We start from the raw sequence: 19,991 nt of genomic DNA, 5'->3' as shown, positions 1-19,991 counted from the left end.
CCCGGTTCTTCCATGAACACCGAGTTCACGCTTACCCAGAAGCGGGCGCTGGCGATCTTCACCCTCGTTGCCGTGGTATTCGGCGCCTATTTTCTGCGCGACTATTTCGTGCTGATTGTAGTGGCCGCCGTCGGCGCGTATCTGTTCACTCCGCTGTTCAATCGGTTCAACAAACGCCTCAACACCGGCTTGTCGGCCACCTGCACCCTGCTCTCGGCGCTGGCCATCGTGATCGTGCCGCTGGCCTTGCTGGTCACCTTGGCGATCATGCAGATCGCCCGCATGGTCGACTCCGTGGCCGGGTGGGTGAAATCCAACGACCTGAGCACCCTGGGCGACAAGACACTGCGGCTGACCAACGAGTTGCTGGCGCGGCTGCCGTTTGGGCATTTCACGGTCAGCGCGGAGACGCTGCGCAAGGCGATAGTCTCGGCCGCGCAGAACGCCGGTCAATGGCTGCTGCACGTGCTGCAGAACACCGCGGGCAGCCTCGCCACCACCATCACCTCGGCGATCATCTTCTTGTACGTGTTCGTCGCGCTGCTGGTGCACCGGGAGAAGATGCGGACGCTCATCGCCCAGCTCAACCCGCTCGGCGAAGAGGTCACCGACCTGTACCTGAAGAAGATGGGCTCGATGGTGCGCGGCACCGTCAACGGCCAGTTCGTCATCGCGTTCTGCCAGGGTGTGGCAGGGGCAGCGTCCATCTATCTCGGCGGGTTCCACCAGGGCTTCTTCATCTTCGCGATCGTGCTGACCGCGCTGTCGATCATTCCGCTGGGCGGCGGCATCCTTACCATTCCGTTCGGCGTGGGCATGATGCTGTTCGGCAATATCGGCGGCGGAATCTTCGTGGTGCTGTTCCACTTCATCGTGGTCACCAATATCGACAACTTCCTGCGTCCGGTTCTGGTGCCGCGCGATGCCCGGCTGAATTCGGCGTTGATGCTGCTGTCGGTGTTCGCCGGAATCCGGATGTTCGGCCCCTGGGGCATCATCATCGGCCCGGTGCTGATGATCCTGATCGTCACCACGATCGACGTCTACCTCGCCGTCTACAAGGGCGTCGAACTCAAGCCGGTGGAGGAGAAACCCGTCCGCCGCGGGTGGTGGCGCAAAGCCCTGGCGAAGTGGCCTAAGTCAGCCGCTGAGTGAGGAATTCGACGACGCGCTTGCGCGCCTCGTAGGCGGGGTGACCGTCGACCTCGCGCACCTCATCGGTCAGCACCGAGTGCGCCATGCGGGCAAAGCCGTGTTCGTTACCCGGGCCGGAGTCGATCTCGATCACCTCGAAAGCGTCGCCGAGCCGTTGCTTGAGAGTGGTGAACCGCTCCCCCGGCGCCATCTTGTCCGCGCTGAAGCGCAGTCCCAGCGCGCAGAGGCCGTCATTGGCGCAGCGGTCGGCGACGACGCCGAGTTCGGTTTCGCTCATCCCCGGGTCGCGGCGCTGCTTGCCGGTAAGCGGGAACGGCACCGAGGGTTGGCTGAGCACCGGGGCCAGCACGCTGTCGTCCACGGCGGCGGCCAGCGCGAAACCACCGGTGAAACACATGCCGATGACACCGACGCCGTTGCCGGGCGTGGACGCGTTGAGGTCGCGGGCCAGGGCACGCAGATACACCGAGACCGGGCGCTGCTTGTTTGTGGCCATCGCGGCGAATTCCCTGGACACGCACGCCCGGCTGATCCCGGCGACGACATACGGGACGGAGACGGGCCGGCCCGGTTCACCGAACAGGGACGGAATGGCCACGGTGAAACCGTTTTCCACCAGGTGATTGCCCAGCGCCAGGACGCCGGGATGGATGCCGGGCATCTCGGGTATCAGCACCACTCCGGGGCCGGACCCCTTGCGGTAGACATCGTGGGTGTAGCCGGCGGCGCTGAACGGCGCGGCCGACCAGCCGGAGAGATCAGCTTCGGGTGCGGTCACCTGGCGTCCCTTCTGGTGGCGATCGATCGGCTAACGGGGCGGTAGCGGCTGCTGCGACTGGGTCGCGGCAGCCAGCGTACGGAATTGGTCGGGGGTACCGGCACCCGTGATCGCCACCTGGGTGGGACCCGCGGGGCTGGCCAGTCGGGTGGTCCACACCGGCTCGAAGGGTCCGCGGTCGTCGGCGCCCTGATAGACGACCCATTTGGTGCCGTCTACGTCGACGGTCCCGCTCGGATACATGCCGGGGTGGATCGAGCCCACCAGCTTGTCCTCGTCGGCGTTGCTCTGGGTGACGCTGAGATACAGACCGGTCGGGCTGATGTAGCCGACGGTGGAGGTGGCCGCGTGCAGCCGCTGTCCAGCCGATGCGTCGGTACGTCCGGCGTCGATGCCGCCGCGGCTGCCGGAATTGGGTTGCCAGCCTGGGGGCGGCTGCGGCAGCCGAATCGGGAAGCCCAGCGCCGCCGCGTCGGCCCGCAGCGCCGCCGCCGCGTCATAGGAGGGCACGGTGCCCCGGTTCGTCCCTCCCGGTTGGAAGGAACACATTCCGACCATGCCCGCCAGCAGGATGCAGCCGATCACCAGGGGCGCCAGCGACCAGAACATATCGCGACCGTCCTGCAGCAGCCGCGGCTTGGCCGGCTTGGGCGTCGGCTGGGGCTCGGCGGTCACTCCCCGAGTATCCCAGCTCCAGCCCGGTGTTCAGCTTCTGGGAGAATCACCAACCATGACTGCACAGGGATCCGGCTCGCCGTCGAGCGCGATTGCGAGCCCCGCCCCGTCCGCCGCGCGCCAGTCGCGGGGCGAAGCACCCGACCGCAACCTGGCGATGGAGCTGGTCCGCGTCACCGAGGCCGGGGCCATGGCCGCGGGACGCTGGGTGGGCCGCGGCGACAAGGAGGGTGGCGACGGCGCCGCCGTCGACGCGATACGCCAGCTCGTCAACTCGGTGTCGATGCGCGGCGTCGTGGTGATCGGCGAGGGGGAAAAAGACGAAGCGCCGATGCTCTACAACGGCGAAGAGGTCGGCAACGGCGACGGCCCCGAGTGCGACTTCGCCGTCGACCCGATCGACGGCACCACGCTGATGAGCAAGGGCATGCCCAACGCGATCTCGGTGCTGGCTGTGGCGGACCGGGGCGCGATGTTTGACCCGTCCGCGGTGTTCTACATGAACAAGATCGCGGTCGGGCCAGAGGCGGCCCACGTGCTGGATATCACCGCGCCGATCGCCGAGAACGTCCGGGCGGTCGCCAAGGTCAAGGGGCTCTCGCCGCGGGACATGACGGTGTGCATCCTGGACCGCCCGCGGCACGCCCAGCTGATCGCCGACGTCCGCGACACCGGCGCCCGGATCCGGCTGATCACCGACGGTGACGTGGCCGGTGCCATCTCGGCCTGCCGGCCGCAATCGGGCACCGACATGCTGGCCGGGATCGGCGGCACCCCGGAGGGCATCATCGCGGCCGCGGCCATCCGTTGCATGGGCGGGGCCATTCAGGCCCAGTTGGCGCCGACGGACGAAGCCGAGCGCCGGAAGGCCCTGGACGCCGGGTATGACCTCGATCAGATTCTGACCACCCGCGACCTGGTGTCCGGAGACAACGTCTTCTTCTGTGCCACCGGCGTCACCGACGGAGACCTGCTCAAGGGCGTGCGTTACCAACCGGGTGGCTGCACCACCCAGTCGATCGTGATGCGGTCGAAGTCGGGCACCGTGCGCATGATCGAGGCCTACCACCGGCTGTCCAAGCTCAACGAATACTCGGCGATCGACTTCACCGGCGACACCAATGCCGCCTACCCCCTGCCCTGACCCACACAACCAGCAAGGAAGGCACCATGGCCGCTGACGCCGGCGATAACGACGCCGAATACCGCATTGAGCATGACACCATGGGCGAGGTCCGGGTGCCGGCGAAGGCGTTGTGGCGGGCGCAAACTCAACGAGCCGTGGAGAACTTCCCGATCTCCGGCCGGCCTCTCGAACGCGCACAGATCCGCGCCCTGGGGTTGCTGAAGGGCGCCTGCGCGCAGGTGAACAAGGACCTGGGACTGCTGGCGCCGGAGAAGGCGGAGGCGATCATCGCGGCGGCCGCCGAGATCGCCGACGGCAGGCACGACGACCAGTTCCCGATCGACGTGTTCCAGACCGGTTCGGGCACCAGCTCGAACATGAACACCAACGAGGTGATCGCCAGCATCGCGGCCGCCAATGGGGTAAAGGTGCACCCGAACGACGACGTCAACATGTCTCAGTCGTCCAACGACACCTTCCCGACCGCCACCCACATCGCGGCGACCGAGGCCGCCGTGAGCCATCTCATCCCGGCGCTGCAGGTGTTGCAGGATGCGCTGGGCGCCAAGGCACTTGAGTGGCAGACGGTGGTCAAGTCGGGCCGCACGCACCTGATGGACGCCGTTCCCGTCACGCTCGGCCAGGAGTTCAGCGGATACGCGCGCCAGATCGAGGCCGGCATCGAGCGGGTGCGCGCGACGCTGCCCCGGCTCGGCGAGCTGGCCATCGGCGGCACCGCCGTCGGCACCGGCCTGAACGCCCCGGAAGACTTCGGTGTCCGGGTGGTGTCGGTCCTGGTCGAATCCACCGGGATTCCCGAACTACGCACGGCGACAAACTCTTTTGAGGCCCAGGCGGCGCGCGATGGATTGGTTGAGGCATCCGGCGCGCTGCGCACCATCGCGGTGTCGCTGACCAAGATCGCCAACGACATTCGCTGGATGGGGTCGGGACCGCTGACCGGTCTGGCCGAGATTCAGTTGCCGGACCTGCAGCCGGGCAGCTCGATCATGCCGGGCAAGGTGAATCCGGTGCTGCCGGAGGCGGTTACGCAGGTTGCCGCTCAGGTGATCGGCAACGATGCCGCGGTGGCGTGGGGCGGCGCCAGCGGTGCCTTCGAGCTCAACGTCTACATCCCGATGATGGCCCGCAACATCCTCGAGTCGTTCAAACTGCTCACCAACGTCTCGCGGCTGTTCGCCGAACGTTGCATCGTCGGGTTGCGGGCCAACGTCGAGCGCCTGCGCGAACTGGCCGAGTCGTCGCCGTCGATCGTGACCCCGCTGAACTCGGCGATCGGCTACGAGGAGGCCGCCGCGGTGGCCAAGCAGGCGCTCAAGGAACGAAAGACCATCCGCCAGACCGTGATCGACCGCGGCCTGATTGGCGACAACCTGTCGATCGAGGAGTTGGATCGGCGCCTGGACGTGTTGGCAATGGCCAAGGTCGAACCGACCGAATAGACCGGGCAAGGCATATCGCGGGCTACTGCATGGCCGCCTCACCATGGGCGGCCGGCGAAAGTGAGGGTATTCAGTAATGACGGTTCCCCCCGGCGGTCCCTACGGACAAGATCCGTACGGAACGAATCCGTATGGCCAGCAGCCTTATTGGGGCGGCCAGCCGCAGGGCCAGCCGCAGGGCCAGCCGCCGAGCGGCCAGTACCCCTACCCGCCGCCGGGTGGCCAATACCCGCCCGGTAGCGATCCCTACGCCCAGCCCGGCTATCAGCAGTACGGCCAACCGGGACAACAGGTCCCGCCGCCCGGCTGGCAACCCGGGCCGTACCCACCCGGGCCGCCGCCGTCCAACTCCAAGCTGCCGTGGCTGATCGTCGCGGGCATCGCGGTGCTGGGCGCCATCGTTCTGGTGGTGATTCTGGTGGTGAACCTCAACAGCGGCGGCGACAAGCCGTCGGCCAACCCGTCGGAGACCACCAGCGCCGCGACGTCGGAGCCGCAGAACTCGCTGCAGACGGCCACCGACTGCACACCCAACGTGTCGGGCGGCAACAAGCCCACCGGTGACACGGTCAGCGCGGGCAAGCTGAGTTTCCCGGCCAGCGCCGCACCCGGATGGTCGCCCTTCGTGGACGACCAGAACCCGAACCTGATCGAAGCGGTCGGCCTGGGCCAGGAGGTGCCCGGCGCCAGCCAGTGGATGATGCAGCTCGAGGTCGCCATCACGAACTTCGTGACCAGCATGGACATCAATGCCCAGGCATCGAAGTTGATGGACTGCATCGCCAACGGCCCCGGCTACAACCAGGTGTCGCCCACGCTCGGCCCCAAGAAGACGTCGTCGCTGACGATCGACGGGACCAAGGCAACCCGGGTGGATGCCGAGATCACGATCGCCGACACCACCCGCGGGGTGAAGGGTGACTCCGTGACGATCGTCGCCGTCGACACCAAGCCGGTCACCATCTTCTTGGGCGCGGTCGCCATCGGTGACGCGGCGTCGGCGGCCACGCTGAACAACGTGGTTGGGGCGCTGAAGGTTTCGAAGAAATAGCCTGGCTCAGGCGGGAACCGGCGCGGACACGTGCGTCGGCTCCGAGCGCCCGCGCAGGACGGTCGAATAGCTCGCGGTCCAGTGCCCGCATTCAGCGGCGTCGGCCCGGTCCAGGGCAGCACCGGAACACAGGACGCGCCGCTCGGAGGTCTTGGCGAGATCGGCCAGACGGGCCGCCTCGTTGACGGCATCGCCGATCACGGTGTACTCGTAGCGGTTTTCGGCACCGATGTTGCCGGCGAACATCCGTCCGGCCGATACCCCGATGCCGAAGTCCACAGGTAGCTCACGCAGTCTTTCGGCCAGCGCCCGCGCCGTCGTCAACGCCGAGGATGCCGGGTCATTCGTGTGCAGTGGCGCGCCGAAGACCACCAGCGCGGCGTCGCCCTCGAATTTGTTTATCAGGCCCTGATGGTCGTCGACGGTGTCGACGACGATGCGGAAGAAGTCATTGAGCACCCGGGCAACCTGTTGTGGTGGAAGGCTTTCCGCGAGCCGGGTGGAACCCACAAGATCGATGTAAAGGACGGCGGCCTCCACCACGTCACCCGATAACGAGGAGCCCTCTTCCAGGGCGCGGCGCGCGACGTCGGTTCCGACATGACGGCCGAACAGGTCGCGGATGCGGTCGCGTTCCTCCAAGCCGGCGACCATTCGGTTGAATCCCGTTTGCAGGCGCCCGATTTGCGAACGCTCATAGACGCCGACGTAGGTACCGATATGACCGTGCTCCACCTCGGCCATGGCGTCGGCGACCTCAGCGACCGGATCGGAGATCGATCGCGACGTCAGGATCATGGTCGGCAGTCCCAGTACCAGCGCCGCCAACGACACCACCAACACCGGCACGTCCAACGACGTCGACTTGTCGATGAGCAGGCCGTAGGACCGCAGCACGACGAACGCCGCGATCACCCCGAACGGTACGGCGCTGCACAGGAACCACAGCAACACCATCCGAGCGAACACGCCCGGCACCGTCATGCGAGGTTCACGGCCCCGGGTGGCGACCGCCAGGATCGGGCGCATGGTGCGTTGCGCGAGCAGTAGACCGGTGCCCGCGGCGGCGGCGCCGCCGAGCACCAGGCCCAGGGCGATGGGGAACAACAGCGCTGAACCGCCCTGGAGGTTCAGCAGGATCAGGATTCCCCCGCAGGTGACCCAGACCGCCGAGAGCAATGCGGATTGCCGGCTGCCGAGCTTCATCGCGGCGTCCCGCTCGTCCTCGGTGGGCTCCCGGCCCGCGACGTACCACCGCAGCGTCGGGGCCAGGATCACCGGGCCGCCCACCGCGACACATGCCACTCCGAGCAGGATCAGTAGCGCCACCAATCCGGTGTTCCGCTCGGCGAAGTCGGCGTTCGCGGCGGCCGTGTGACCCCGCAGCGGGATCAGTATGGCGACCGCGTCGACGGCCGCGAGGATGTAAGCGAAAGCCAGGTCGGTCCCGTACCGGATGGACAGGCGTACGGCGGATTTCGGCGCGTCGGTCTTGCCGCTAGGCACCGTTGTTCGGCCCGCCGGAATTCTGGCCTGGAATGTCGGTGATCGGCAGGTTCGGCATCGGCTTGGGCGACGGCGTATTCGGCAAGGAGGGGATATCAGCCGGCGGGATGTCGTGCAAAACATTGGCGGGCGGCCCGTTTTCCCGGCCGCCGTAGCTGCTCCCGGGCGTCCGCGGGCCCAGCAGCTCGCTGACCGTGACCAGCCGGTAGCCGTTGGCCTTGAGTACCGGGATGAACTGGTACACCAGATCCACGGTGCTGGAATAGGTGTCGTGGAACAGCACCACCGACCCCGGCTTGATCTGTGTCATCAGCACCTGCCGGGTGGCGGCGGTATTGGAGTCGTTGGCCCAGTCGAATGGGATTACGTCCCACAGGATTTCGGCCAGCCCGAAGGTGGCGGCGGTCTGGCGGACCGCGGGGTTGGACAGCCCGCCGGCGGGACGGTAGACGTTGGGCTTGCGGCCCGTCGCGGCGGCGATCGCATCATTGGCCCGGGAGAACTGGGCGGCGACGTCCTCGGGCGGGATCGTCGTCATGTTGGGGTGTTCCCAAGTGTGACTGCCGACCTCCATCCCGGCCTCGGCGATCCGCCTGGCTCCTGCGGGGTTGGCCGCTACTTTGTTTCCGATCAGGAAGAACGTGGACTTGGCGTCATTGGCCTTCAGGATCTGCAGTAAGCGGTCCGTGTAGGGGCTGGGCCCGTCGTCGAAGGTCAGCGCGACGCACTTGACCATCGAGCAGTTGAGGCTGTCGGCGCGGGTGACGTGGCCGGTGAGACCGCCGATGACCAGGACGGCCGCGGCAGCGACGACGCCCAAGACCGTGCGCCAATAGCGCCAGGCCTGGTTGTCGGGTCGTTTCGGCACGGCGAAAGTTTACCCGCGAGCAGACACAGAATCGCACTCGCGAGGTGCTTGCGACGCGATTCTGTGTCTGCTCGCCAGGGACGGGCTCAGTGCGGCCCCGTGATCTCCTCTAGCATCTCGGTGACCAGCGCGGCGATAGGCGACCGTTCGCTGCGCAGCAGCGTGATGTGGGCGAACAGCGGGTGACCCTTGAGCTTCTCGATCACCGCGGCCACCCCGTCATGGCGGCCGACCCGCAGGTTGTCGCGCTGCGCGATGTCGTGGGTCAGCACCACCCGGGACCCGGTGCCCAGCCGGGACAGCACCGTCAGCAGCACGTTGCGCTCCAGCGACTGGGCTTCGTCGACGATGACGAACGAGTCGTGCAGCGAGCGGCCCCTGATGTGGGTCAGCGGCAACACCTCGAGCATGCCGCGTGAGAGCACCTCGTCGAGCACGGCGGGACTGGCCAGTCCTTCCAGGGTGTCGAAGACGGCCTGCGCCCACGGACCCATCTTGTCGCTCTCGCTGCCGGGCAGGTAACCCAGTTCCTGGCCGCCGACGGCGTAGAGCGGGCGGAACACCACCACCTTGCGCTGCGTGCGGCGTTCCAGCACCGCTTCCAGGCCCGCGCACAACGCCAGCGCGGACTTCCCGGTGCCCGCCTTCCCACCGAGGGACACGATGCCCACCGACTCGTCGAGCAACAGGTCCAGTGCCACCCGTTGCTCGGCGGAGCGGCCCCGCAACCCGAACACCTCACGGTCGCCGCGGACCAATTGGACGCGCTTGGCGGGGGTGACCCGGCCCAGGGCGTGTGAGCTTCCGCCGAGCAACCGGATGCCGGTGTGGCACGGCAGGTCGCGGGCCTCGGCCAGGTCGATCTCCCCGTCGGCGAACAGCGCGTCGATATCCTCGGCGGCTGTCTCGATCTCGCGCATCCCCGACCATCCGGAGGCGACGACGTCCTGCGCGTGGTACTCGTCGGCGGCCAGACCCACCGCGGCCGCCTTGACTCGGAGCGGAATGTCCTTGCTCACCAACGTGACTCGCTTGCCCTCGGCGGCGAGGTTGGCGGCACAGCTCAAGATTCGGGAGTCGTTGCTGTCGGTCCGGAATCCGGCGGGCAGGACGGAGGGATCGGTGTGATTGAGCTCGACGTGCAGCGAACCACCCTGGCTACCAACCGGAATGGGCTGGTCAAGCCGCCCGTGCTCAAGGCGCAGGTCGTCGAACAGCCGCAGCGCTTGGCGCGCGAACCAACCCAGCTCGTGGTGGTGGCGTTTGGCTTCCAGTTCGCTGATTACCACCAGCGGTACCACCACTTCGTGCTCGGCGAACCGGCTGCAAGCCCAGGGGTCGGACAGCAGTACGGAGGTGTCGAGCACGTACGTCCGGGTTTCGGTCACGGGGCGCTCCTCGAGCGAATGACGCCCGGGCGGACCCACGCGAGCGTGTCGGCGGGGGCCGCGGCACCAGGACCGGGGCCGGTCCTGCCTAGATGGTGACCGGTGCAGAAACCGGGGGTGCCGCCCTGGCAGCGGAGTGAATCGCTGGCCATCAACGGCGACGCTACTCCGGTGCTTGCATCCCTGCAGTGCAGGCGCGCCGAAGCACGGCGAATCCGGTTCAGTCCGTGACGAATTGCTTGAGCGCGGGCTCGTCGGCCAGCCCCCATGCGGTGATGCGCTCGGAGATCGCCTGCTGCAGCTGCGCCTTGTCGAAGATGCCAGCGGCCGCCACATTCTCCAGCTTGTCGCGGTAGGCCTCGATGTCAGCGCCGGGGACCTCCAGGTCGGCAGCGCGGGCCGCGATCGCCGCGATCGTCTCGTCACGGGTGTAGCCCAGCAGGTGGGCCACCAGGTTGGCGAAAAACTCCTCGTGCCGAGCTTCGTCCTTGGCGATCTTGTCGATCAGCCCGGCCAGGATCGGCTCTTCGATGCGCGCCGCGAGATTGCGGCAGAAGGTGCCGTAGGAACGCTCGGAGAGCGCCATGTACACCAGGGTCTCGACCTGGGAGTACGTCTCGGCGCGGTAGCCCTTCATCACGTATTGGACGCGGGCTTCCTCGTTCTCGACCGGGTCGACCTCGCGGGTCACCACCAGGTACTCCCGCAGCGCGATGGCATGCAGATGTTCCTCAGCGGTCCAGCGGCCGATCCAGCGGCCCCAGTAGTCCTCGAGGATGAAGTGGTCGACGAACTCACGGTGATGGGCCGCCAGGTTGTCCTTGAGCAGCAGCAGGATCTCGCAGGCGTCGGTGATCGCGCGGGGCAGCGTGGCCTGGGACGGGTCCCAGTCGTGGCCGCCGAGGAACGCGAAGTTCTCACCGCGGTCGAACGGTACGTAGTCGTGAGCGAACCAGAGGTTCTCGGTCGCCAGGTGGCGCGCCCAGTTCGCTTCGACGACGGGCTCTAATTCGAGTGTCAGCGCGTTAGCGACAGGTTTCTGTGCCATGCGGTAACTGTAACTCCCATACACAGGTTCTCTCAAATCCGCGCACGCGTGTCGCGTTGCGTTTGCGCGGGGGGCGCGGGGGGGTTTGCGCGAGCAGACGCGAAAGCACCCGTTTCGTGCCGAAACGAGGGGCTTTCGCGTCTGCTCGCGCCCCTTTGGTGCCGCCCGCGCGGGCTAGCGACCGACGAGGCTCCAGTCCTCCAGGCCCTCGTACAGCGGGAATTCCCTGGCTAGCCGCGTCACCCGGTCGCGCAGGCCGGAGATGTCGGCCGAGGTGCCGTCCGCCAGCGCGGTCGCAATGACGTCGGCCACTTCGGTGAACTCGGCGTCGCCGAAGCCACGGGTTGCCAGGGCCGGGGTTCCGATCCGCAGCCCCGAGGTGACCATTGGGGGCCGGGGGTCGTTTGGCACGGCGTTGCGGTTGACGGTGATCCCCACCTCGTGCAGCAGATCCTCGGCGGCCTGGCCGTCCAGCGGCGAGTTGCGCAGGTCGACCAGCACCAGGTGCACGTCGGTGCCGCCGCTGACCACCGAGACGCCCGCTTTGGCCACATCGTCGGCCAGCAGCCGGTCGGCCAGAATCCGGGCACCGGACAGCGTCCGCTCCTGACGCTCGGCGAATTCCGGCGTGCCGGCGATCTTCAGCGCGACGGCCTTGCCGGCGATGACGTGCATCAGCGGTCCGCCCTGCTGACCGGGGAACACCGCCGAGTTGATGGCCTTCGCGTATTCCTGCTTGCCCACGATCATGCCGGAGCGGCCCCCGCCCAGGGTCTTGTGGATGGTGGTGGACACCACATCGGCGTGCGGCACCGGCGACGGGTGCAGCCCCGCCGCCACCAGGCCGGCGAAGTGCGCCATGTCGACCCACAGCTTGGCGCCGACCTCGTCGGCGATCGAGCGGAACGCGGCGAAGTCAAGGACCCGCGGGTATGCCGACCAGCCGGCGATGATCACCTGCGGACGGAACTCGAGCGCCTGCGCCCGCACCACGTCCATGTCCACCAGATGCGTCACCGGGTCCACGCCGTAAAAGCCGTTCTCATACAACTTCCCGGAGAAGTTCAACCGCATGCCGTGCGTCAGGTGGCCGCCGTTAGCCAGATCCAGGCCCAGCAGACGCTCGCCGGGCGACATCAACGCGTGCAGCACCGCGGCATTGGCCTGGGCTCCCGAATGTGGCTGCACGTTGGCAAAGTCGGCGCCGAACAGCGCCTTGGCCCGGTCCCGGGCGATGTTCTCGACGACGTCGACGAACTCGCAACCGCCGTAGTACCGCCGGCCCGGCAGGCCTTCGGCGTACTTGTTCGTCAGGACGCTGCCCTGGGCCTGCAGCACCGAGCGCGGCACGAAATTTTCCGACGCGATCATCTCGAGGGTGTCGCGTTGACGCCCGAGTTCCTTGCCCAGCAGCTCTGCGATGTCGGGATCGACCTCGGCGAGTGGGGCGGACATCACACTGGAAGAAACACGGGCATCGGGTGCAGCAGTCACGCGCGTCAGTCTATCGAGCGCCGCGCTGCACAGCGGAATCGCGTTTTGGCCAGCCCCGGTTTAAGACCCGCTCGCGTTCCTGCAAGACTGACACAATGCCACGGCCGAGCGAGCCGAGCCCTTATGTGGAGTTCGACCGGAAGCAATGGCGTGCGCTGCGTATGGCGACGCCGTTGGCCCTCACTGAAGAGGAGCTGATCGGGCTTCGTGGTCTCGGCGAGCAGCTCGACCTCCTGGAAGTCGAGGAAGTGTATCTGCCGCTGGCCAGGCTCATTCACCTGCAGGTTGCCGCCCGGCAGCGGTTGTTCGCCGCCACAGCGGAGTTCCTCGGTGAGCCTCAGCAGAATCCGGACCGGCCGGTGCCGTTCATCATCGGGGTGGCCGGCAGCGTGGCGGTCGGCAAATCCACCACCGCGCGCGTACTGCAGGCGCTGCTGGCGCGCTGGGATCACCATCCGCGGGTGGATCTGGTGACCACCGACGGTTTCCTTTACCCCAACGCCGAACTGGATCGGCGAAACCTGATGCATCGCAAAGGTTTTCCGGAAAGCTACAACCGCCGGGCGCTGATGCGGTTCGTCACGTCGGTGAAATCGGGTTCGGACTACGCCTGCGCGCCCGTGTATTCACACTTGCGCTACGACATCATTCCCGGCGCCAAGCACGTGGTCCGCCATCCCGACATCCTGATCCTGGAAGGCCTCAACGTGCTGCAGACCGGCCCGACGCTGATGGTGTCGGACCTGTTCGACTTCTCCTTGTATGTGGACGCCCGGATCGAGGACATCGAGCAGTGGTATGTGTCGCGGTTCCTGGCGATGCGCAGCACCGCATTCGCCAACCCGGAGTCGCACTTCCACCACTATTCCGCGCTGTCGGACCCGCAGGCCGTGGTCGCCGCGAAGGAGATCTGGCGGTCGATCAACCGGCCGAATCTGGTGGAGAACATCCTGCCGACCCGGCCCAGGGCAACCCTGGTGCTGCGCAAGGACGCCGATCACTCCATCAACCGGCTGAGGCTGCGCAAGCTGTAGCTAGGGCGTCCCGTTCGTTCCGGCCAGTCCGAATAACACTCCTCTGGAGCCGCCCGCGCCGCCCTTCCCGACGGGCGTGCCGGTGCCGCCGTTGCCTCCGTTGCCGCCGTCGCCGATCAACTGTGCGTTGCCGCCGCTTCCACCGGTCCCGCCCGCGCCGGCGACAGCGCCGGTCCCACCGCTGAGACCGCCGGCCGCGGCGTTGCCGCCCGAGCCGCCGTTGCCGTACAGCCAACCGCCGGTGGCGCCATAACCACCGTCACCACCGGAACCGCCGTTGCCATTGGGGCCTGCGCCACCAGGACCGGTGCCGCCTTGAGCACCGCCACCGCCGGACCCACCGGCTCCCCCGGCACCGCCGCCGCCGAACATCCAGGAACCGCCGCCGGCGGCTCCTCCGCCACCAGCGCCGCCGTCACCGCCATCACCACCGCTGCCGCCGGCACCGCCTTTACCGGCGATTCCGCCGCCGGCCGCACTGCCGCCGGAGCCGCCGATCCCAGCTGTACCGCCGCCGGCACCGTGCCCGCCCGCGCCGCCCGTGCCGCTGAGCAATCCACCGGCGCCGCCGGCGCCGCCGGAGCCACCGCTGCCGCCGGAGCCACCGATACCGCCCGTGCCACCGTTGACGGGGCCGCTGATGGAGATGCCGTTGCCGGCGTCACCGCCACGCCCGGCAAATGCACCTGCACCGGCATTTCCACCGGCACCCCCGCTGCCCAAGAGCCTGGCATTTCCGCCGGCCCCGCCGGAGCCGCCGTTTCCGCCGTCACCACCGGCCCCGCCATTTGAACCGCCGCTGGTGGAGCTCACGCCATTCGATCCGTTGCCGCCGGTTCCTGCGGCAGCACCGTGTCCGCCGGCTCCACCGTCGCCGAAGAGGAGTCCACCGGTGCCGCCGGCACCGCCGCTCCCCCCATCTCCACCAGCCCCGCCGCCGACGGTCCCGATTGCACCGCCGGTGCCGCCATTACCCGCAGCTCCGCCGTTCCCGCCCGTCCCGCCAGAGCCCCACAAGCCGGCATTGCCCCCGGCACCGCCGGTACCGCCGGACCCGCCGGCGCCGTTGAAGCCAGCAGGGTTGACTCCGGAGCCACCCCCGGCCCCGTTACCGCCGTGACCACCGGCGCCCGCGTTGCCGAACCATCCGGCGTTGCCCCCGGCGCCACCATTGCCACCATCACCGCCGGCTCCGCCTCCACCGAGGCCACCTGCACCGTTACCTCCGCGTCCGCCGGCACCACCGTCACCGAAGAATCCAGCGGAACCGCCCGCGCCGCCAACACCGCCGGACACGCCCCCGCTGAGCGCCGTCCCGCCGGCACCGCCGGCTCCGCCGCTGCCGATCAGCCAGCCGCCGGCGCCGCCGCGACCGCCGGATGCGCCGGCGCCACCGCCGCCGCCGAGCCCGCCGTTCCCGATCAGCCCAGCAGCGCCGCCATTGCCCCCGGCCACTCCGGCGGTGGTGCTGGTGCCGCCGTTGCCGCCGTTGCCGTACAACAGTCCACCGGCGCCGCCGTCCTGTCCCGGCGCGCCGTTGACACCATCACCGATGAGTGGGCGCCCAAGCAATGCCTGGGTGGGAGCGTTGATCAGGTCCATCGGGTTCAGCGACTGGCCCGCCGGAAGGCCAGGGAGTCGATCGAGGAAGCCTTGCAGGTCCAGCGCGGCAGCCGCGCCGCCCATCGGTGCGGCATTGAATGCCTCGGCTAACGCGTAAGAGCCCCCGGCACGTGCCATCGTCTGCGCAAACTGCTCGTGAAACAGGACAGCTTGAGCGTTGACCTGTTGGAAGGCCTGCGCGTGCCCAGAGAACAGAGCGGCTATCGCCGCCGAGATCTCGTCGGCGCCGGCGGCGGCCAGTGCCGTGGTGGGGGCGGCCGCTGCGGCCGCGGCTTCGGAAATTGATGAGCCAACACCGGCCAAATTGGTTGCGGCTTCCGCCAATAGGTCCGGGGCGGCAATCAAGAATGCCATCACTTCCTCCATTCATTAACCCGTCGGCGCTAATTAGCCAGCACGTTAATACGCCGTCGGGACCGGCAGCCGATTTTTGAGGAGAAGCCTGGTCAATTTTGATTTGGCGGGCACCGGCGTAATGCACACCTCCGAGAGCGGTGAATGTGCACATTGCACTATGTGGCTTGCACTATGTGGCCGGAACAAGGAAGGCCGATACGGGGCACGCACCGCATGTCGCTGCGGCGGCCCCGTATCGGCGGGGAGGGGAGCTACACCTTCAGGCGGCGCACTCCCAGGTATTGCAGGCCCGCGAACGCGGCGGTGTACACGCCGCTGGCCAGCGTGGCACCGACTCCGACAGCCGTCATCGGCACCAGCTCGGCAGCGGCGATGGCCGCGACGGTGTAGACGATGTTGGCACTGACGACGCCGATGCCGGCGCGACGCAGATCGGGAAGCGCGGCCAGGCTGAACACCGCCAATCCATAGAGCACGAAGAACGCACCCACGCTGTACTCCTGGGCGGAGGTGAGGCCGGTCAACCGGGACACCGGGTCTGCAGCGGCGGCTACGGCCAATCCCATGAGCCCTGTAAGGGTCGCATCGGCCCGCATCGCGAAACGCAGTAGCGAGTCGGTGGAATCGGAAAGGGGACGGGCGGTTACACCGGGTATTGCGGTCATGCTGGGTTCTCCTTGGCTCCGTTGGTTCGGTCGAACACATTTGACGGTGCCGTTTTTGCACTGCCAGATCGACGCGTGGCGCTGCCAATTACTGCCACGGAGACAATGACCAGGGAGTTCGGTCAGGTATTCCCGATCACACCGCCTGAGCCTCGATCACGTGGAACGGCGACGCGGTCGGCACCACCCGCTTCAAGCGGTAACCGGCATCCGCGAAGAGTCGCTCGTACTCTCTGGCCGAGCGCTCCCGTGCATCGAGCGCGAGCAGCATCTCTAGGTCGAGCCAGTTGCCCGCGTATTCCCGGTGATGCTCAGGGAGGACGAATTCGACGAGAAGCAGGTGTGACCCGACCGCTGCGGCGGCGCGCACGTTGCGCAGGATTCGCAGCGCGTCGTCGTCCGCCCAGTCGTGGATGACGCTCTTCATCACGTAGGCGTCGCCGCCGGCGGGAACCGACTCGAAGAACGAACCCTCGACGATCTGGACGCGGTCCTGCACTCCCTGCTCGGCGAGCACGGCTGGAGCTCCCGCCACCACCTGGGGCTGGTCGAACAGCACACCGCGCGCCCCGGGTGTGGCGGTGAGAACCTCGGCCAGCAGCCGGCCGTGGCCACCGCCGACATCGACGATGGTGGCGAAGCGACTGAAGTCATAAGCGGCGATCACGGGCCCGATCGAAAGCGCGGATCCGGCGGTCATGGCTTGATTGAAGATCTCGCCGAGTTCGGGCTCGGACGCCAGGTATTCGAACGTCGGCTTGCCGCGCAACACAGGCACGACTGACCGTCCGGTGCGAATGGCATCGGCCAGGTGGCTCCAATGCTCGCGGTGCTGGGGTGAACCCAACCAGCGGGCCCATCCGGCCATTGGGATCTCCGCATCGCGACGAAGTGTGTCCGCGAGCGGGGTGAGTTCGTAGCGGCCATCGCGGCGCTGCCGGAAGATGCCACGGCTTATCAGCGCCCGGAGCAGTCGCCTGATCGCATCGGCGTCAGCGTTGACCGCCGCTGCCACCTCTTCGGCCGATAAGGGTCGGTCGGCAAGCGCGTCGGCGATGCCGAGTTCGGCGGCTGTCGTGATGGCCTGCGCAACCCACCCATCGATGATCATCTCCATGATCGCGGCTTGCGGGGGCACCATGCGACGGTGCAACCGGGCGAGGTGATGCCGAACAGTCTCGAGGGCGAGCGCAACTTTGGCTGGCGGTGGTTTGGTCGGCATGGCTGTTCCCCGTTCAAGGTCGGATACACGTGGGCTAGTCGGCCGAAACCGTAACCCGCCCACGCAGATCCGCTGCAATCAGGCGTGCTGCCGCGTTTTGCCAGTTGTGCAGCGAGCGCTGCGGCACCTCGGTGACCAGCCACTGCCAGGCTTGGCGCGCGGTCGGGTCCAGACCGGCGGCGGTGGCGTTCTGGGCATAGGCCCGTACGCCCACGACATATGGGAAATACAGGGAGTTGTAGTAGCGCCACTCCTCGGTGGTGCCGAAATCGCCGCCGTCACGGGGTTTGAGCCGTGCGATGCCGTCGGCGAGCACCGCCTTGAGTTCATTGGCCCGTTCCACCGGGTGGTCGGGGGCGCCCCGGGCGGCCAACCTTTCGTCGATCACCGGCAACGCGGTCAGCGGACTGGCCACCAACTTGGTTAGGTCGCCGTAGTGACCCAGGGCTCGACGGGTGAGCCGGACGAACGTGTCGTCGTCGATGTCGTCGAGCGGATCCGTCGAGCGCAGCGGCAAGGCCGCCTCGGCGTTGCGCAGCGCGGCGCGATCGGCCCGCAGTTCGGGTGATCTCGAGAACGCCAGCCGGTCCAGCACGCCCGCTAAGGGGTCGGCCAACACCTGCACCGTGAGCGCGATCGCGAGGCTGGTGAACAGCAGCACCGTCAGGGTGGTCTGGGCGCCGGGATCGTTGCGGGTGACGGCCAACCCGACCAACGCCTGTCCGCCGAACAGCGCCGTCACCGCAGCGCAGCCGGCGAACGACCTCAGCATGTCGGCGCGCAGCGCCTGGCCCTCGTCGAACGCGTCCCACAGGGCCACCGCGACACCGAGCAGCAGCACGTCGAATCCGGTCGACGCCAAGGCAAGCCAGCTCGGCACCAGGCCGAGCGGAATGATCAGGATGGCATTGGCCAGCGCGAAGAACAGCGTCGCGACCACCACCGCGCCGGTGACCGGCGCGGGCCGGACCGGCCGCAGCGCGTTGCGGGCCATCGCCCCCAGGGTGGACAGTGAGATCACCGCGGACATCAGCCAGTGGCCAAGCCGCAGCGGGCCGTCCACGCTGCCGGCCAGCCGGGCGGCCGCCAGGGCCAGCGCCGCGACGATGCCGACGAGCAGCAACTCGCGAGTTCGTCCCCTCGGGTGGTCAGCCGGGCGAGCCAACTCGAGGAGCACCGCGAACCAGGCCACTCCGGGCACGGCCACCAGGTACACCTCGACCTGGCTGAGCAGGTGGGCATGCGTCGCGCTGGTATTCCGCACCGCATCCAGAGCCACCACCAACGCGAAGCCGCACAGCCCGATCGAGGCCAGCACGAGCACCGGCTTGCGCGGATCGCGGGCCAGCAGATACAACCCGAGCCACCCGCTCAGCGTGAACACCACCGCCGACAGCGCAGCCATGGATCCAGTTTGTCACGCGGCTGTTGCCCGCATAACGAGTGCCGTTAATCGACCGAGAGGTGCGGCCGCTGCCACTACGTGGTGGTGGTGACGAGGTTCGCCTGGATCGGCGACAGGGCCGCTAGTGCCGCCTGCAGCACGCTGGCCTGCCCGTGCAAGAAGCCGGAGACCTGGCTGCCGATGTTGCCGATACCGGAGATCAGGGCCGGGGCGTTGGCGGCCAGCGTGCTGGTGTTGGCGAAACCGGAGATGGCGTTGCCGATGTTCTGCCAGCCCGACAGCAACGAACCGGAGTTGTACCAGCCCGAGGTCAGCGCCCCGTTGGCGTTGGCGAAGCCCGAACTCAGATCGCTGGAGTTGAAGAAACCGGAAGTGCCGCTGGAATTTCCGTTGAAGTAGCCCGACGACAACGACCCCGAGGAGTTCCCCATACCAAGCAGTCCCGGGACACTGAGGTTGAGTTGGCCAAAAACCGTCGTCTGGAACGGTATAAGCAAGTTCGCGCCAACCACGAGGTCGTCCAGGACGATCGGGTTGATGACGATCTCGCTTATCGTTGGGCTCAGGAGGGTTCCAGCGACGTCCACTGAGAGAACGAAGTTGACCGTTACGTCGATCGGGATTCCAAACTGAGGGATCGGTTGGATGGTGATCGCCTTGAATTGACCGGTGATCGGGATCGCCACGTTGGCGCCGGCTACGAGGTCGATCGGAATGGCCGGGAAATTGAGCGGGATGGTAGTTCCCTTGAACCCGTCGGCCAGCATGAACGAACCCAGGTTCCCGCTGCCGGTGTTGAACGACCCGGTGTTGAGGTCACCTAGGTTGGCGAAGCCGGTGTTGATGCTGCCGGCGTTGAAGCTTCCGGTGTTGCGATCGCCCGCGTTGGCATCACCGGTGTTGAAGCTGCCGGTATTGAAACTGCCCGTGTTGTTGCTGCCGGTGTTACCGACACCGGTGTTGTAGCTGCCGGTGTTGCCGATGCCGGTGTTGGCAATGCTGGTGTTGCCGATACCGGTGTTGTAATCACCGGCATTACCGATACCGGTGTTGCCGTTGCCGGAGTTGAAAAAGCCGCGGTTACCGTGACCGGAGTTGAACAACCCGACGTTATCGGTGCCCGCGTTCAACCC

General features: G+C 67.4%; 16 protein-coding genes and 1 pseudogene. 5 read left to right on the top strand and 12 right to left on the bottom strand.

Translation table 11 applies throughout. From position 1 onward, the window contains the following. Nucleotides 1-12 precede the first annotated feature (12 nt). Complete coding sequence (locus A5645_RS21570; RefSeq protein WP_065130958.1) at nucleotides 13-1,155, top strand: AI-2E family transporter; 1,143 nt, start codon at nucleotides 13-15, stop codon at nucleotides 1,153-1,155. Here A5645_RS21570 and A5645_RS21565 read toward each other — a convergent pair. Next, on the bottom strand, nucleotides 1,136-1,933 hold the full coding sequence (locus tag A5645_RS21565) for a dienelactone hydrolase family protein (RefSeq protein ID WP_065035014.1): 798 nt from the start codon (nucleotides 1,931-1,933) through the stop codon (nucleotides 1,136-1,138). The two genes, A5645_RS21570 and A5645_RS21565, sit on opposite strands and share 20 nt — an antisense overlap. 30 nt (nucleotides 1,934-1,963) lie before the next feature. Next, a complete protein-coding gene (locus A5645_RS21560) occupies nucleotides 1,964-2,608 on the bottom strand; it encodes a DUF4245 domain-containing protein (protein WP_065035013.1) in 645 nt (214 codons plus the stop codon). Between the two features lie 55 nt (nucleotides 2,609-2,663). Between A5645_RS21560 and glpX the strand changes: the two genes are divergently transcribed. The 3 genes from glpX to A5645_RS21545 all read left to right on the top strand — a co-directional run bounded on the left by glpX (nucleotide 2,664) and on the right by A5645_RS21545 (nucleotide 6,248). Continuing rightward, a complete protein-coding gene (glpX, locus tag A5645_RS21555; protein ID WP_155768112.1) occupies nucleotides 2,664-3,752 on the top strand; it encodes a class II fructose-bisphosphatase in 1,089 nt (362 codons plus the stop codon). A 26-nt stretch (nucleotides 3,753-3,778) separates the two neighbouring features. Further along, nucleotides 3,779-5,197, top strand: a complete 1,419-nt coding sequence (locus A5645_RS21550) for a class II fumarate hydratase (RefSeq protein WP_065035012.1) — start codon at nucleotides 3,779-3,781, stop codon at nucleotides 5,195-5,197. Between the two features lie 76 nt (nucleotides 5,198-5,273). Further along, nucleotides 5,274-6,248 carry a hypothetical protein gene (locus A5645_RS21545; protein WP_065130957.1) on the top strand — a complete coding sequence of 325 codons (975 nt, stop codon included), beginning with the start codon at nucleotides 5,274-5,276 and terminating at the stop codon, nucleotides 6,246-6,248. Nucleotides 6,249-6,254: 6 nt separating this feature from the next. Here the strand turns inward: A5645_RS21545 and A5645_RS21540 are convergent, their stop codons facing one another. The 5 genes from A5645_RS21540 to glyA all read right to left on the bottom strand — a co-directional run bounded on the left by A5645_RS21540 (nucleotide 6,255) and on the right by glyA (nucleotide 12,513). Then, a complete protein-coding gene (locus A5645_RS21540; RefSeq protein ID WP_436405516.1) occupies nucleotides 6,255-7,712 on the bottom strand; it encodes an adenylate/guanylate cyclase domain-containing protein in 1,458 nt (485 codons plus the stop codon). Nucleotides 7,713-7,746: 34 nt separating this feature from the next. Next, nucleotides 7,747-8,622 (bottom strand): polysaccharide deacetylase family protein, encoded by an 876-nt coding sequence (locus tag A5645_RS21535; protein ID WP_065130956.1) that lies wholly within the window; start codon nucleotides 8,620-8,622, stop codon nucleotides 7,747-7,749. 86 nt (nucleotides 8,623-8,708) lie between these two features. Continuing rightward, nucleotides 8,709-10,010, bottom strand: a complete 1,302-nt coding sequence (phoH2, locus tag A5645_RS21530; protein ID WP_065035009.1) for an RNA 5'-3' helicase PhoH2 — start codon at nucleotides 10,008-10,010, stop codon at nucleotides 8,709-8,711. Between the two features lie 220 nt (nucleotides 10,011-10,230). After that, nucleotides 10,231-11,058, bottom strand: a complete 828-nt coding sequence (locus A5645_RS21525; RefSeq protein ID WP_065035008.1) for an acyl-ACP desaturase — start codon at nucleotides 11,056-11,058, stop codon at nucleotides 10,231-10,233. 174 nt (nucleotides 11,059-11,232) lie between these two features. Continuing rightward, nucleotides 11,233-12,513, bottom strand: a complete 1,281-nt coding sequence (gene glyA / locus A5645_RS21520; RefSeq protein ID WP_065035007.1) for a serine hydroxymethyltransferase — start codon at nucleotides 12,511-12,513, stop codon at nucleotides 11,233-11,235. A gap of 134 nt (nucleotides 12,514-12,647) precedes the next feature. Between glyA and coaA the strand changes: the two genes are divergently transcribed. Beyond that, nucleotides 12,648-13,586, top strand: coding sequence for a type I pantothenate kinase (gene coaA / locus A5645_RS21515; protein WP_065035006.1), 939 nt, complete (start codon nucleotides 12,648-12,650; stop codon nucleotides 13,584-13,586). Here coaA and A5645_RS29155 read toward each other — a convergent pair whose 3' ends face one another. The 5 genes and pseudogenes from A5645_RS29155 to A5645_RS21490 all read right to left on the bottom strand — a co-directional run. Beyond that, nucleotides 13,587-15,563: a PE family protein gene (locus tag A5645_RS29155; protein ID WP_065130980.1), complete on the bottom strand. Its 1,977-nt coding sequence runs from the start codon at nucleotides 15,561-15,563 to the stop codon at nucleotides 13,587-13,589. A gap of 254 nt (nucleotides 15,564-15,817) precedes the next feature. Beyond that, nucleotides 15,818-16,231: a hypothetical protein gene (locus tag A5645_RS21505; protein ID WP_065130955.1), complete on the bottom strand. Its 414-nt coding sequence runs from the start codon at nucleotides 16,229-16,231 to the stop codon at nucleotides 15,818-15,820. Between the two features lie 136 nt (nucleotides 16,232-16,367). Beyond that, on the bottom strand, nucleotides 16,368-17,453 hold the full coding sequence (locus A5645_RS21500) for a methyltransferase (RefSeq protein ID WP_065130954.1): 1,086 nt from the start codon (nucleotides 17,451-17,453) through the stop codon (nucleotides 16,368-16,370). Nucleotides 17,454-17,487: 34 nt separating this feature from the next. After that, a complete protein-coding gene (locus tag A5645_RS21495) occupies nucleotides 17,488-18,858 on the bottom strand; it encodes a hypothetical protein (protein ID WP_065130953.1) in 1,371 nt (456 codons plus the stop codon). Nucleotides 18,859-18,932: 74 nt separating this feature from the next. Further along, a pseudogene (locus tag A5645_RS21490) lies at nucleotides 18,933-19,991 on the bottom strand (hypothetical protein); the annotation flags it as partial.

The organism is Mycobacterium asiaticum (assembly GCF_001673635.1).
In the GTDB taxonomy this organism is placed as follows: domain Bacteria; phylum Actinomycetota; class Actinomycetes; order Mycobacteriales; family Mycobacteriaceae; genus Mycobacterium; species Mycobacterium asiaticum_C.
Note: the sequence above shows the minus strand (reverse complement) of the source record. Positions and strands in the feature narration are given on the sequence as shown.

What these genes read in the sequence shown, in the direction of transcription:
- A5645_RS21570 (WP_065130958.1), top strand. Translation starts at nt 13, where the DNA reads ATGAACACCGAGTTCACGCTTACCCAGAAGCGGGCGCTGGCGATCTTC.
- glpX (WP_155768112.1), top strand. Translation starts at nt 2,664, where the DNA reads ATGACTGCACAGGGATCCGGCTCGCCGTCGAGCGCGATTGCGAGCCCC.
- A5645_RS21550 (WP_065035012.1), top strand. Translation starts at nt 3,779, where the DNA reads ATGGCCGCTGACGCCGGCGATAACGACGCCGAATACCGCATTGAGCAT.
- A5645_RS21545 (WP_065130957.1), top strand. Translation starts at nt 5,274, where the DNA reads ATGACGGTTCCCCCCGGCGGTCCCTACGGACAAGATCCGTACGGAACG.
- A5645_RS21525 (WP_065035008.1), bottom strand. Translation starts at nt 11,058, where the DNA reads ATGGCACAGAAACCTGTCGCTAACGCGCTGACACTCGAATTAGAGCCC.
- glyA (WP_065035007.1), bottom strand. Translation starts at nt 12,513, where the DNA reads ATGTCCGCCCCACTCGCCGAGGTCGATCCCGACATCGCAGAGCTGCTG.
- coaA (WP_065035006.1), top strand. Translation starts at nt 12,648, where the DNA reads ATGCCACGGCCGAGCGAGCCGAGCCCTTATGTGGAGTTCGACCGGAAG.
- A5645_RS29155 (WP_065130980.1), bottom strand. Translation starts at nt 15,563, where the DNA reads ATGGCATTCTTGATTGCCGCCCCGGACCTATTGGCGGAAGCCGCAACC.
- A5645_RS21505 (WP_065130955.1), bottom strand. Translation starts at nt 16,231, where the DNA reads ATGACCGCAATACCCGGTGTAACCGCCCGTCCCCTTTCCGATTCCACC.
- A5645_RS21500 (WP_065130954.1), bottom strand. Translation starts at nt 17,453, where the DNA reads ATGCCGACCAAACCACCGCCAGCCAAAGTTGCGCTCGCCCTCGAGACT.
- A5645_RS21495 (WP_065130953.1), bottom strand. Translation starts at nt 18,858, where the DNA reads ATGGCTGCGCTGTCGGCGGTGGTGTTCACGCTGAGCGGGTGGCTCGGG.